The sequence below is a fragment of the Limibacter armeniacum genome (assembly GCF_036880985.1).
Classification (GTDB): Bacteria; Bacteroidota; Bacteroidia; order Cytophagales; family Flammeovirgaceae; genus Limibacter; species Limibacter armeniacum.
Map to the genome: position 1 here is coordinate 2927383 of NZ_JBAJNO010000009.1, position 14564 is coordinate 2941946.

At 37.5% G+C, this 14564-nt stretch carries 8 protein-coding genes; all 8 read left to right on the plus strand.

The features are described from left to right. Nucleotides 1-380 precede the first annotated feature (380 nt). The 8 genes from V6R21_RS29900 to V6R21_RS29935 all read left to right on the plus strand — a co-directional run bounded on the left by V6R21_RS29900 (nt 381) and on the right by V6R21_RS29935 (nt 14551). Nucleotides 381-1046, plus strand: a complete 666-nt coding sequence (locus tag V6R21_RS29900; RefSeq protein ID WP_334247163.1) for a GNAT family N-acetyltransferase — start codon at nt 381-383, stop codon at nt 1044-1046. Further along, nucleotides 1043-1996 carry a hypothetical protein gene (locus V6R21_RS29905; protein ID WP_334247164.1) on the plus strand — a complete coding sequence of 318 codons (954 nt, stop codon included), beginning with the start codon at nt 1043-1045 and terminating at the stop codon, nt 1994-1996. The genes V6R21_RS29900 and V6R21_RS29905 overlap by 4 nt, the downstream gene beginning before the upstream one ends. 144 nt (nt 1997-2140) lie before the next feature. Next, entirely contained in the window at nt 2141-3364 is a 1224-nt protein-coding gene (locus V6R21_RS29910) for a hypothetical protein (RefSeq protein WP_334247165.1), read from the plus strand. Between the two features lie 103 nt (nt 3365-3467). Further along, the gene (gene recG / locus V6R21_RS29915; protein ID WP_334247166.1) at nt 3468-5570 is read left to right on the plus strand and encodes an ATP-dependent DNA helicase RecG; all 2103 of its coding nucleotides are present in this window, start codon (nt 3468-3470) and stop codon (nt 5568-5570) included. Between the two features lie 40 nt (nt 5571-5610). Beyond that, a complete protein-coding gene (locus V6R21_RS29920; protein WP_334247167.1) occupies nt 5611-6762 on the plus strand; it encodes an acyltransferase family protein in 1152 nt (383 codons plus the stop codon). A gap of 666 nt (nt 6763-7428) precedes the next feature. Next, the gene (gene tpiA / locus V6R21_RS29925) at nt 7429-8190 is read left to right on the plus strand and encodes a triose-phosphate isomerase (RefSeq protein WP_334247168.1); all 762 of its coding nucleotides are present in this window, start codon (nt 7429-7431) and stop codon (nt 8188-8190) included. 204 nt (nt 8191-8394) lie between these two features. Further along, entirely contained in the window at nt 8395-9216 is an 822-nt protein-coding gene (prmA, locus tag V6R21_RS29930; protein ID WP_334247169.1) for a 50S ribosomal protein L11 methyltransferase, read from the plus strand. Between the two features lie 238 nt (nt 9217-9454). Further along, nucleotides 9455-14551 (plus strand): hypothetical protein, encoded by a 5097-nt coding sequence (locus V6R21_RS29935; protein ID WP_334247170.1) that lies wholly within the window; start codon nt 9455-9457, stop codon nt 14549-14551. Nucleotides 14552-14564 lie beyond the last annotated feature (13 nt).

Below are 14564 nucleotides of genomic sequence, written 5' to 3' on the forward strand. Positions count from 1 at the left end.
GGTGATGCTACAATAATGGAAATTTTCAAATCTAACATATTTTATTCATATTCCGAAACACAAAATCGGCATGAAAATCAGTGGTTTGACATCCATTTATAGCTATGCAAGAAAGCAATATAACACTCGTTCGTTATACGTCACAATTTGAAGAGGAATGGAATCGGTTTGTTAAGAAATGTTCTCAAAGTCATTTCTTATTTGACCGTAGGTATATGGATTACCACAAAGAGAGGTTTGAGGATCATTCATTGCTTTTTTACTATAAAAATAAGTTGCTAACGGTACTTCCAGGTAATATAAGGGGGGATAGGTATGAAAGCCATGGAGGTTTATCCTTTGGAGGATTTCTATATGGCAAAAGCATGACTGCGACCAAGATGCTTGAGGTATTTGAAATACTATTGGAACACCTAAAAAAGCAGGGGGTAAAAGAATTGCTTTATAAACCTGTTCCACATATTTACCATACAAGCCTAGCAGAAGAAGACCTTTATGCACTTTTTAGGTTTGGTGCAAAACTGGTGAGGAGAGATTTATCAACTACCATTCTTTCAGGTGGTAAGGTCAGGTACAGTGAAAATAGAAGAAGAAATATAAAGCAAGCAAAAAAAGCTGGAGTATCTATTTTGACAGACAGTCAAGAATACAACACTTTTTGGGGAATTTTAGAAAAACAGTTAGAGGATCGGTATAAAACGGTACCTACACATTCAGTTGAGGAAATAACACGACTGTCAAGACTTTTTCCTGAAAATATTAAACTTAACTTGGCTTTGATGGATCAAAGCATTTTGGCAGGAGTATTACAGTTTGTAACTGAAAATGTAATCCATACTCAATATATAACAAATAGCGAAGAAGGAAGAAAAGTAGGTGCGTTAGATTTATTATTTGATGAATTAATTCAGCAATGTGACAAGGTATTTGACTTCGGACACTCTTGTGAAAAGCAAGGACAATACTTAAATCATAGCCTGATACATTATAAAGAAGGATATGAAGGTAGAGGGAGTATACAGGATTACTATAGTATTGAATTATGATACGATATTATAAAAATGAAGAGATAGATCGTGAAAAGTGGGATAAGTGTATTTGTGATTCAAGTCAGTTTGTAATTTATGCAATGTCATGGTATTTAGATGCCTGTGAGCATACTTGGGATGCCCTCATTGAGGAAGGTGAAGGAAACTATATATCAGTTATGCCTTTTCACGTTAGGAAAAAATATGGTATTAGGTATATTCATCAGGACCCAATGTGTGACCAGTTAGGCTTTTTTTCTATAAAAGGCAGTGATGTGGAGGTTCATTTTATTGCATGGTTATCAAAACAGAAATATGTGGCTCTATATCAATTTAATGTGGAGAATAGTAATAGTTCACTTCAGTATTTTGACACAATAAGTACTTGCACTCATTATTTAGAATTAAACCAACCGTATAAGGAAATCAGAAAAAGGTATAGTAAAGGGAGAAAAAGTGCCTTAAAAAAAAGCCTAAGACGTTGTCAATGGCTGACTGATTATCCACGGGCAGATATTCTGCTTTCTCTTTTTAATGAAAATGTAGCGCCAAAGATTGAAGGCTTTCTACCTTATCAGATACAATTTATAGAGAAATTAATAAATAATCTCTATCAGAGAGGTGTTGGAGAGTATTATATAGTAATGGGGCCAAATGAAGAGCCATTAGCTACAGCTTTCTTTGTCAAGTTTAAGAATAAAATAGTATACCTATTTGGAGCATCTTCCTCAAAAGGATATGAACATGAAAGCATGACATTTCTTTTAGATAGTGTTATTAAAAAATACTCAGAGACTTCTCTAATATTAGATTTTAAGGGTGGAGATATCCTTTCACAGGGACGCTACTATAGGAGTTTTGGAGCTGAGAGGCATTTATATATGGGAGTGTGTATTGATAACTTTGGGTACTTAGTGAAAAAAGCTAAAAAGATGAAAGGCTTATTGTTGGGTTTACTAAGAAATTAGATTTCGATACTTTATCATGTAAATGTTTTAGTTAGGCATACTTAAATAAGTAATAATATATACGAAATTTAGGTTTCTATAATGTAAAGTATTTTAAGTTAGTTAGTATTCAGAAGGTGTAGAGTGTACTTCAAATATATAAAGATGTGGAATAAATATGTAGTTTATCTACTAGTGATGTTAGCATTTACAATGCTTTATGCTCTACTAGGAAGTAACGGATTGAGTCTAAGCTTTGATTCTTATGAGTATTTGATTGCATCACATAGCTTTTTGGAAAGTGGAGTAATGATGAAGTCCAATGATGAACTTTTTGTCTATTGGCCACCACTATTCCCAATTCTATTAGCTTATATAGCAAGAAATACAATGGAAGGGGTGATGCTACTTAATTATTTTTCTCTTTTAAGTACAGTTTTTTTATTAGTTAAGTGGTTCATAAATACGATTAAAAATAGTCGAAACCCTATCGTATATTTCTATGCTTTAATTGTGACATTTTCTATACCTTATCTACTAGTAGGGAAGTTTATTTGGTCAGAGCCATTTTTTATATTCTTATTAACATCATATCTCTATTCTTTAAATAATTTCTTGAAAAAACCATCATCTAAATACTTGATTCTGATAACAATTTTTGGGTTTTTAATGCCATTGCAGCGATTTGCAGGATTATTTGTTTTTTTAGGAGTTGGAATTGCCTTAAGTATTACGGAACAAAAATTATTGAAAAGGCACTGGAAAATGCTATTGTTGAGTGTCGTAATTTCCTTATCAGGGGTTTTGTGCTGGCTGATTTATACCAGAGTAGGTGGTATGGAGAGTAGAGAGTCTGCAACCTTCAGTTGGACATTTTTATTATACATTCTACGTAATTATGGAGAGGTAATGGCTAGATGGTTTATGCCTGTTGGTATACTTCCTTATCTCGGAAACGGGTTTTATATTATCGCATTTATAACTGTGATGGTATGTGTTCTAGTGGTGGGAATAATACAAAACAAAAAAAATAAATTTATTTCTGTCTTATCATCCGTGATTCTGTGTTATGTAGGACTTTATATTTTAGCAGGTGTATATAAGAAGTGTGCAATTGATATTCAAGAGGTTGAACGCTTTATGTCACCTGTATTTGGGTTGATATTCTTTGTTTTTATGTTTTCAATAAGCGGTCTTTATGAACGTATTGCTAAATTTCAAAGAGTCTCATTGATCATTTTATTGTCCATTTGGATAACTTATCCAGTAATACGTGCGGTAAAAAATGCTAATGCTTACAGAAAGCTACCAAGAGTCACAGGAGTTCCACCTCATCATTTTAAACAGGATTTTTTTGCTCCAGTTACAAATGTTCCTTTCAAGTTCTGATTTTCACGCCAAAAAAATCACCATTTTTTTTAGAAATTGTTATTATTTTTGTCAAGTAGGTGACATTTTGTTTTGATTTTACTAGAATACAAATTTCTTGACCTTGAGTAATAACAATATCTTCTCTACCAAAGTAGAATACCTCAAAGGGGTTGGTCCACAAAAAGCGGCTTTGCTGAATACGGAGTTGAGTATTTTCAATTTCGGAGACTTGATCGCGCATTATCCTTTCAGGCATGAAGACCGCACCAAATTTTACAAGATAGATGAGATAGAGGATGATTTGCCTTATGTACAAATCAAAGGGCGAATTACCCGTAAGGAATTTGTTGGTGAAGGAAAAGGAAAAAGGCTTACAGCGCAGCTAAGAGATGATACAGGGGTGTTAGAGCTTGTTTGGTTTAAAGGAGGTAAGTGGGTTGATAAGCAGATACAGGAAGGGGTAAGCTATATTGTTTTTGGAAAGCCACAGCGATTTGGTTACAAGTTCTCGATCTCGCACCCTGAGATGGAGCTAATTACTGCTGAAACAAAACTGGAAGGGAAACTGACACCTGTCTACCATACCTCAGAGAAGATGAAGGTAAAACGCTTGGACAGTAAAGGTATTAGTACTTTGATGTTGACGCTGCTCAAGAATACATATGAACACATTCAGGAAACGCTGCCTGAATATTTACTCAATGAGTACCATTTTTTGCCTAAGAAATTGGCAGTTGTTTATGCCCACTTTCCAAAAGATCCAGACTTACTGAATCAGGCGCAGGAGAGGCTAAAGTTTGAGGAGCTGTTTTTTATGCAACTTAAACTGATGGCGACTAAGATGGGCAAGAAAACAGAAAAGTTTCGAGGGCAGGTATTTGGCAAGATTCCAACACTTAAAGAGTTTTATGATAATCACCTCCCTTTTGACCTGACTGGTGCCCAAAAACGAGTAGTGCGCGAGATATTTGAAGATATGAAGTCAGGTTTTCAAATGAATCGTTTGCTTCAGGGAGATGTAGGAAGTGGTAAAACCATCGTAGCATTTATTTGTATGCTAATGGCGATTGATAATGGGGCGCAAGCCTGTTTGATGGCTCCAACGGAAATTCTTTCGCAACAGCATTATGTAGGACTAAAAGAACATGCTGATAAAATAGGTGTCTCGATTGCATTGCTTACTGGGTCTACAAAAGCAAAAGAAAGGCGTTTGATCGATGAGCAGCTTAGAAGTGGAGAGTTGAAAATTATCGTCGGTACACATGCCTTGATTGAAGACAAAGTAGATTTTCAGAATTTGGGACTTTGCGTAATTGATGAACAACATCGCTTTGGCGTAGCACAGCGTGCAGCACTTTGGAAGAAAACCAGTTTGGCTCCACCACATATTCTGGTGATGACAGCAACCCCAATCCCAAGAACATTAGCCATGACAGTTTATGGGGACTTAGATGTTTCTGTAATTGACGAGCTGCCAGCTGGGCGTAAACCAATTGTGACTACACATCGTACGGACGCTAACCGTCTTCGGGTTTTTGGTTTTATGAAGGAAGAGATCGAAAAGGGTAGACAGGTTTATGTAGTTTATCCACTGATTGAAGAATCGGAAAAGCTGGACTACAAAAACCTGATGGATGGTTATGAAAGTATTTGCAGAGCATTTCCAGGGATGCCTGTAAGTATTGTACATGGTAGGATGAAACCTGAGGATAAAGACTTTGAGATGCAAAGGTTTGTCAAAGGTGAAACCAAAATTATGGTTGCCACTACTGTAATTGAAGTAGGGGTAAATGTTCCGAATGCCTCTGTGATGGTCATTGAGAATGCAGAAAAATTTGGCTTAGCTCAGCTGCATCAGTTACGTGGTAGAGTAGGACGAGGAGCAGAACAATCTTATTGTATCCTAATGACAGGTAAAAAGCTGAGTAAGGATGGTAAGTTCAGGTTGGAGACAATGTGTCGTACCAATAATGGTTTTGAGATAGCAGATGCAGACTTAAAACTGAGAGGTCCGGGAGATATAGAGGGAACACAACAGAGCGGTATTTTGAACCTAAAGTTTGCCGATATATCGAAAGATGCAACCGTACTACAAGATGCCCGAAAATTGGCTGAGAAAATTTTAGAAGAGGATCCTGATTTGACATTACCTGAACATGCGATCATCAAGGCACAACAGGCAAGATTTGCTAAACGGGAAACCAACTGGAGTAGAATTAGCTAAAGACCACTTTTTAAATCCCATTTGAAAATATTTAATCCTAGTGAAAACCAAATCTAACTTATCTGGAGCCTTTATTTATAATGAAAGGGTATTCGGATTGGATTTTTTGAGAGCATTGGCCATTATTTTAGTAGTACTCAAACATGGAATGGGACTGCTAGGTAATAAGCTGTATCACATTCAGAATGCAATTCTTTTTGAAGGCGTAGCTATTTTTTTTGTGTTGAGTGGCTTTTTAATAGGAGGTCTTTTGATTCGTATGTTTGTTCAGGGTAAGGTAAGTATAGGAGACATATTTCTATTTTGGAGAAGAAGGTGGTTTCGTACATTACCTAATTATTTCTTAATCCTTTTTATATTAATAGGGTTAGAAAAGTGGAAGAATCCAAACTTTTCTGTACTTGTACATAAGCGATATTTTTTGTTTGCTCAGAATCTTTGGCAGGAGCATCCTACTTTCTTTGCAGAAGCGTGGAGTTTATGTGTTGAAGAATGGTTTTACTTTTTGATTCCTTTATCCATGCTTGTAATGCGTTTGATAAAACTACCATTACAGCGTACAATTTTATTAACGATCCTAATTTTTATAGTTGTTCCATTAGTTTTTAGATACGAACGTTACTTGGTAGTAGATGTTAAAAATATAACTGATTGGGACTTGATATTTCGAAAACAGGTATTTACCCGTTTGGATGGAATTACATTTGGAGTATTAGGCGCTTACTTCCAATACTATCACAAAAACCTTTGGGACAGATATAAGAAACAACTACTTCTGGTTTCTATGATACTTTTTACTCTATTAAAAGCAAATGAGTTGACAGTACAGACGTATGGAGTGTTTAAGTGTGTTTTTTATTTCACGATATATGCACTGGCAACGCTTTGCCTACTTCCTTTTTTGAGTAATTGGAAAAGTAATACTAGTATTCTAGGTAAATGGATAACCAACATAAGTTTAATTTCTTATTCGATGTATGTGTTAAATCTTTCTATTGTGATGGGCTACATACTTCCGTTGATAGATTTACCTATACTATTTAGAGGGACTTGGCTAGGACTACTATTGAACTATACTCTTTACTGGGGAATGACAATTGGACTTTCAACTTTGTTGTACAGATACTTTGAAAGCCCAATAACAAATTTGAGAGATGTTGAAAGGTCAGGGAGTTGGCTGAGAAAATTTTAGGAGAGGATCCTGATTTGACATTACCTGAACATGCGATCATCAAGGCACAACAGGCAAGGTTTGCTAAACAGGAAACCAACTGAGTAGAATTAGCTAAATAAAAAAATCATCCGGTGTTTTTACCGGATGATTCATAGCTGGTGATTAATTTTAGAATGATAGTGTTGTGTAATCTTGAATTGGTTAGATGGAAGTAATTGAATTGTGTGTAAAGTAGAATTGAATTGGTTGAAAGTAAATCTAGTAGTGTTTGTGGTTAGGCTTTATACATATAAGAGACCTAATTTGTGTGATCTTAGTTTTGTATAATGATTTTCTTGTTAATTCAACCTTAATTTTGGAATAATACAGTCACCTTGTTAGAGAAGTACAAATCATATAGAAGGGACATTTCTGGAGCTTTTCTCATATTGGGAAGAGAGTTCGGAAATAAGAATGCTTAAATAATATTTAAATACAGTCTAAAGAAGAAAGCTTTTTAAAGGCCTAAAAGGAGGATAATTACTGTTTTTAGGTATTGATTGCGTCAAATAGTCATTCCTAATTCCAAATTGGGAAAATCCATAAGTGACTTTACTCATTTCTCGCCCACATTGGCAATGCCTATATTTAGCCTTCCTAAAAATTCGGAACCAACATAATTCGATAAAAAATCAAACTACAGACATGAGAAAGAAAATAGTAGCTGGTAACTGGAAGATGAATACCCTGAAGGATGATGCACTGAAACTTGCTTCAGAGGTAGTGAACATGGCTAAAGACGAGACTCCATCTGACGTTACAGTGATTATGGGTGTGCCTTTCATCCACTTAAGCGGTGTGAAATCATTGGTAGGAAATGCATCCAATGTATTTGTTGCTGCTCAAAACTGCTACTTTGAGCCAAAAGGAGCTTTCACTGGTGAGATTTCAGCACCTATGCTGAAGTCATTTGGTGTAGACTATGTGATTTTGGGCCACAGTGAAAGAAGAGAGTACTTCAAGGAAACACATGAGGAACTTGCAAAGAAAGTAGATGCTGTATTGGCTAATGGAATGGCTCCAATTTTCTGTGTAGGAGAAGTATTGAGCGAAAGAGAAGCTGGAAAACAGAAAGAAGTAGTATCTAAGCAACTGGAAGAAAGTCTTTACCACTTGTCTGCTGAGGACTTTAAGAAAGTGGTGATTGCTTATGAGCCAGTTTGGGCAATTGGTACAGGTAAAACGGCATCAAGTGATCAAGCTCAGGAAATGCACAAAGATATCCGTGACATGTTGGCTTCTAAATACGGTCAGGAAGTAGCGGATGAGATTTCTATCCTTTATGGAGGAAGTGCAAAACCAACGAATGCACCAGAGCTGTTTGCTAACGCTGATGTAGATGGTGGATTGATCGGTGGTGCTTCATTGGCATCTAGAGATTTTATTGATATCACGAAGTCTTACTAAGACTGATAAGGCATAATTAAAATGAATAGAGCAGCGGACAGGAAATGTTCGCTGCTTTTTTCGTTTCTAAAAATAAGAAGCACCGAAAAACACGGTTGAATTGATATAAGGTTTCAGGTTAACATTTCGCTGATGTCGCTTTTTGTATATTTGTCAAGTTTAATAAAATGGGATTGACAAAGCGTTTACAAACAAATTGATTATATGGAATATATCGCATTAGATGTAAAGTGTAGCGAGGAACTCAAAGAGGTGTTGCAAGCTGTATTGGGAGGTATTGGTTTTGACTCTTTTTTAGAAAATGACGAAGGGTTTGAGGCTTCTATAGAGCAGCATCTTTTTGATGAAAATGAGTTCAAAGACACTATTTCCTTCTTTGAAGACCAGATATCTTATTCATTTAAGGAAGTTGAAAAGCAAAATTGGAACAAGCTTTGGGAGAGTAATTATGAACCTGTGGTGATTTCCGATGATTTGCTGATCAGAGCATCGTTTCATCAACCTGACAAGGAGTACAAACACGAGATTGTGATCACTCCTAAAATGTCATTTGGTACAGGGCATCATTCTACAACGACGCTGATGCTGCTTAACCAACTTGAAATTGATCATCAGGATAAAGTGGTTGCGGATCTGGGTTGTGGTACGGGTATTTTGGCTGTAATGGCTAAAAAACTTGGAGCGACTTCTGTAGATGCTTGTGATATTGAAGACTGGTCAGTAGAGAATGCATTGGAAAATGCAGCAATCAATGGGATAGACATCAATGTTACAGTAGGAACAGTGACGGACATGCCCAAAAAAGATAGTTATGATATCGTATTGGCTAATATCAACCGTAACGTTCTGTTAAATGAGATGGGGATTTATGCAGGTATGTTAAAGCCACAGGCGACACTATTACTAAGTGGATTTTATACAGAGGATTTGCCTGTTATAAAAGAGAAGGCAGCGGAGTACGGGCTAGTTTATGAATCTCATAAGGAGAGGCTAAATTGGGTAAGTGCCGTATTCCATAAGAAATAAGGTATTGCTAATGGAGGCAGGTTCTAATTGATGTTTAGTTAGAACTTGCCTTATTATAAATTAACATTGGGAAATCCTTTTGCTGCTGCAACTTAACTTTCGGTGTCATTAATAGCTAAGACAATAAACCAACAGTGGAAACCATACGGTTTTCTGCTGAAGAACTAGCCCAAATTTTAGGAGCTAAATATAGTGTTACTTATTTTTCATGTATTATAAAACTGACTCAATCAGCCCAATGAACATTCGGTATCTGAACTACATTAGCCTGTTATTGCTGTTGATTCTTCCCTTTAGTGTCTTTGCACAGGACTTGGAGGAAGAGCCTGAACAGGTAAAGCAAGTACGGACATTTGCCATTCTTCCTTTTACAGAAAAAGACAGTCTTACATCTGACATAGAAAACCTGTTGACTAGATCGACAAGCCATACGGCTGATTCCGTGTTGATGGACATGCTATCTTTATCTGAAGGGCAGTTGTCTGAAGATCAGAAGGACTTACTCTTTACTACTTCCAAGAGAATGTACCTGAAGCGATTTCCTGCGAATAAAGACATAGAAAACTATTATGCCTGTGTAGCAGCAGGTGGAGCAAAAGGTAAGTTTTCCTCTGAGCAGCTGACACGTTTTATGCAAATAGCAGATTCTGTGGTGGCTCTTTATCCGGCAAATATTGCTAAAAACTTTCTTCACAGGTCTCGACTTTTCCTTGAGGAACAGAAACTCTACCATTCACGATTCCATACTATTATCGTAGAAGGAGGTACTGTTGAGTTTGGACATATTCCTGATGGTTCATTGATCAAAGGGGATGCAGAAATCAAACCTGAAGTAGCAGCTAAAGCTGACTCTGTAGAGCAAAAAGAAGAATGGTTTGGTCATTTGGAGGAAGAGGAACAGCAAACGAATACAGAGGGAACAAGTGAAGAAGCTTGGCCTGATGATAATCCTTCAGATGAATCTTCAGAAGAAGAGACTGAGAGTTGGGATGATGCATGGGATGGTTCTTGGGAAGACAGCAGTACAGGAAGTGACACAGGTGAGTGGAGCGGAAGCTGGGATGGAGAAGATGTTGATAATGTAGAGGAGTATGAAGAGCCTGCTCCAAATGAAGCTGTTTTTGCATTTGAAAAAGAGAACACTGCTACTTATGACCCTTCAATGGAAGCGCCATTACCAGACGTTTTAGGACCATTTATGGAAATCAAAGATGCTAACTTTAGGGTAGAGTCCATCATTGATACGGTTCTGATTGAAAAGGTTAGTGGTTCTTTGTTACTCAAAAACGATACACTTGTAGGAAGCGCTGGTAGAATGTTTTGGAGTAACCTTTCCATACCTCAGGAAGAAGCATACTGTGATTTGCCACATTATGCATTTGATATTTCTTCAGGTAGGATGGAAGCAGGAAAAGCAGAACTCCACTTTTTGCAATATACGGACTCAATGGTAAGAGGTCGTTTTGAATATCAGTTGCAACGTGATAATACGAACGAAGAAAAAGCCAAGTACCCATTTTTTCAGTCTTATGGATTGGATGTAGTATTGAAAGGAAAAGATGGAGTAAAGCTAGTCGGTGGACTTACGATTCGAGGGAAAAAGATGAATACAGGTTCCCTATCAATGGGAAGGTCTTCTTTAGAAGTCTTTCAGGCTGATACAACACTTTTCGTAGCTAAGTCAAAAAAAGGGTTTGTCTATAATGATTCTCTGATTTATTCACCAGCGGCGAGTATGGTGATCTATTATCAGGAGAATGACTCATTACAGCATGATGAAGTGGCTGTTCGCTATGACATGAAAGAGCAGAATGTCACATTCAGACGAAGTAAAGGAGTAAGGAAATACACACCGTTCAATCTTTCATTCCACAAACTCAACATTGACTCAGAGTTTTTTGAGTGGGATTTGAAAGCTGACAGTATCAATATTAAAACGCTGAATGCAGCTAACAAAGTCCCTACATTTGTAGAGTCTGATCGCTTTTTCCATCCATCAAAATTCAAACGTCTTCAAGGACTTCGTTCTTTCCACCCACTGGTTATGATATATGGTTATGCATGGGAAAACAGAACCAAAGTAGTAGAAGCAGGAAAAGTAGCAGAATCACGACATGTAAACCCTGATGCATTCAGAAAAAGCTTATGGCCACTGACTTTAGAAGGGTTAATAGAGTACAATACAAGTACAGATCAAATTCTGTTGAAGGATGAAGGTATTTTTTACCATCAGGCTTACCAACGCTTTAATCGGGAAAGAAAAAACCGAGGAGCAGCGATAGACTCAGCTAAACTGGAAAGGGTTACAGACTTTGATAACTTGGCTTTGGCGTCTCGAATCGAATCTAAATCGAATGCAACACTTAACCTGAGAGACAGTACGCTGAAAGTAAGAGGTGTAAGCAGGTTTGCTGTCAGTGATTCGCTTAATGTAAAGATCATACCGTCAGAGAACGAGGTGATTTTTAAGCAGAATAGGGATATGCAATTTGGAGGTACGCTTACAGCCGGTAACCTTGTATTCCGTGGATCGCAGTTTGACTTTGAGTATGACTCATTCAAAGTGGTGCTGACAGATATTGATTCCGTTTCATTTCTTATAAGGGATCAGAATGGTGCTACCAAGCAAGCGCCCAACTCAATTGTAAATACAGGAGGCATTTTATATGTATCTCACCCTAACAATAAAAGTGGATTGGTTGATATTCCACCGAGATTCCATTCAGAAAATGGTGGACGGATGAACTTTGACCATCAGGTAAACTCAGAGTTGACACAAGTAGCCGCTGATTCGATGCCAGAGGAGAAAAAAGTTTATTTTGATATTCCTGAAATTAATGTAGCCAATACCAATGAAGAGTTGGAAGCAAGTTTTAAAGGAACGTTCCATTCGGGAGGAATCTTTGAGGAAATTGAAGATACACTACGTCTGAATACAGAAGATAATGCCTTTGGTTTCTCAAGACCTCGAATGACTTATCCTGTATATGGAGGAAAAGCAAGCTTTGATGGGAACCTGAACTTGAATGCTAAAGGACTTCGAGGTAAGGGAGAACTGCAATATTTAGGTAGTGCCTTTAAGTCGGATGACTTTGAGTTTTATACAGACTCTGTCTCGACCTTTGGTAACTCAGCAAGAATTGAGTCTGAGCAACACCCAAGGGTGGATATGGATGGTTATCATATGCGTTGGTATGTAGAGCGGGATAGTATGGTGTTCCATACTGAAGATTCAGCTCCATTCAGACTTTATACAGATACACACTCAGGAGATGATGAAATTCTTTTCCAAGGAACGCTAGCCTTGATGCCTGAAAAGGTAGCAGGAGATGGTGTGGTAGAAATGGCATCATCCACCAATAAGTCAGCAGATTTCCGTTTCAACAAAACTACCTATGATAGTTATGGATCAGACTTCCGGATCAAAAGCTTGAACGAAGGGGATAAGGAAGCTGTATACGGAAAGAACATGCACGTACATGGTGACCTTACTACCAATCAGGTGACAATTAGGAAAGAGCAAGAGGATTCAGAAATCCGTTTCCCAAACAATATGTTCAAGACAGATATCAGTCAGGCTGAATGGTTGATTGATGAAGGTATTGTAAGAATGAGTAGTGGAGATGGTGAAAAAGGTGAATTTATTTCCGTTCACCCTGAACAGGATGAGTTGATGTTTAACGGTTCCCATGCAGAATATAATCTCAAGGATTACTCTTTGAGAGCTACAGGGGTTGAGAAAATTAGGGTAGCCAACGCTGATATTCACCCAGTGGATAGTACAGTGGTAGTAAGAACCAATGCAGAAGTAGAGACACTAAAGAATGCAACTGTGGTCTTCAATGCATTTACAAGATACCATACCATCAGGGAAGCTGATATTCAGATAAAGTCCCGAAAAGAGTTTGAAGGAAATGGGTACTATCAGTATGTGAATGAGATAGGTCAGGAGAGTAAACTCTTTTTCAATAAATTCATTCAGCAGGAACTGAAAAATGATGATGGAATTATTGAGATGAAAACAGAAGCAAGAGGTGAAATTATGGAGGATGATGCCTTCTTGTTTAAGCCAGGACTTTTGTTTGCCGGAAAAGTACGATTGGTAGATGACCGTGAAAAAATGGGCTTTAAAGGTAAAATCAGACTTGATCTGGAAGACCATCAGGACAATTGGTTCGTCTACAATTCCAAAAATGATGATTATGAAGCTCCTGATTCAATTGCAGCAGTTGTGGTGAATGATGACCTGAAGATAGATGGCTTGAATAAACGTCCTAAAGCAGGTTTATACCTTGGTATGGGAGCTCAAACACTGTTAGGTGCATTTATGCAGCTGGATGGTAATTTGGGTAGTGCAAGGTCTGTAATGGAAGCAGATGGATTGCTGTCATATGATACAACAAAGCAAGTGTATAGTATCTTACCTGACAGCTATGGAGAATACGAGTTGCTAAAAGGAAACCAGTTAAGGTATGATGTCAAGAAAAAGGAAATAGACTTTTTGGGTAAGATGGACTTAGTGAAGTCTAAGGAAAAAGTAAAGTATGCTTTGGAAGCTGCCGGAATGGGTAAGATGAACATTGAAGATGTTGAGATGGACTCAGCAAGTTCATTCAAAGCTGAAGTATCCCTTAGTTTGTTAATTCCAATGGATCAAAGGGCTGTAAAAGAAATTAGTAAAGACCTTGGTCCTAAGGATGAGCACGAAAAGACTTCAATTGAAAAGCGAAACCTGAAAAATTTCCTGAAAAGGGCTGTGCAGTTGATTCCAGAAAACAATATTCCTGAAGAAATCTCGCAAGAGGCTATTTTTGATGTGATGCAAGGCTTGAAAAGTGAGATCTTACTCTCAAAAGTAGACCTGATGTGGTCTCCAACAGAAGCGGCATTTTATAGTACTGGTGAGATAGGAATGGCAGGAATGTTTGGTGAAGAAGCAAACCACTGGCTGCAAGGAATTATAGAGTTTCCTAAAGTCGGTCGTGGTGCCAATGATTATACTTGTCGAATGCTGTTGAAAAATAAGCATTTTGACACTTGGTACTACCTGTCTTTTGAAAGAGATGGAGTGGAAGTGATGTCATCCAATGCGGCGTTTAATGAGGCTTTTACAAAAGGTAAAGACAATGTAAACTTGGCAGACACCAAGAAGGTACTTCAGTTCTTTGATATGTACTCAGGCAAATACTTGCAAAATGAGTATCCTTTTGAACTGAACCTGAATGTGAGTGATTGGGGAGGAGCTCCTCCATCAAATACGGATACACAAAGAGATGATATCCTGAATGATACCCCAACACCAACCAATACAGATGACGACGATGATGGGTTCTAATTAGAATCAGAAT